At 43.8% G+C, this 546-nt stretch carries 1 pseudogene; it reads right to left on the bottom strand.

The features are described 5' to 3' along the window. Window positions 1-193: 193 nt before the first annotated feature. Window positions 194-546, bottom strand: a pseudogene (locus tag FQP90_RS23090) (elongation factor Tu); the annotation flags it as partial.

Below are 546 nucleotides of genomic sequence, written 5' to 3'. Positions count from 1 at the left end.
TATACAGATCACGTTTTAGGATGCAAGTAGCGTTGGGAAAATAATCGAAATATATTGAAGGAAGGCGTTTTTTGTCTTGGGGTCGCGCGTGTAGTAAAGAGGTATTTCTTTATAAATAACAAAAGGGAAGCCGAAGCTTCCCTTTTCAGATGCGTGCTCTTCTAATGAAGAGTGTGCAAAAATCTAAATGCTATTAAGCGAAGATTTTAGCTACAACACCAGCACCAACTGTACGGCCACCTTCGCGGATTGCGAAACGTAGACCTTCGTCCATTGCGATTGGAGCGATTAGCTCAACAGTCATTTGAACGTTGTCACCTGGCATTACCATTTCTACGCCTTCAGGTAGAGTGATATCGCCTGTTACGTCAGTTGTACGGAAGTAGAACTGTGGACGGTAACCCTTGAAGAAAGGAGTGTGACGGCCGCCTTCGTCTTTAGAAAGTACGTATACTTCAGACTCGAACTTAGTATGTGGGTTGATTGAACCTTTAGCAGAAAGTACTTGGCCACGTTCAACGTCATCACGCTTAGTACCACGTAGAA

This window comes from Paenarthrobacter nitroguajacolicus (genome assembly GCF_007786235.1).
In the GTDB taxonomy this organism is placed as follows: Bacteria; Actinomycetota; Actinomycetes; order Actinomycetales; family Micrococcaceae; genus Arthrobacter; species Arthrobacter nitroguajacolicus_A.
The sequence above is the reverse complement of the archived record's forward strand: the minus strand, read 5'-3'. Positions and strand labels throughout refer to the sequence as shown.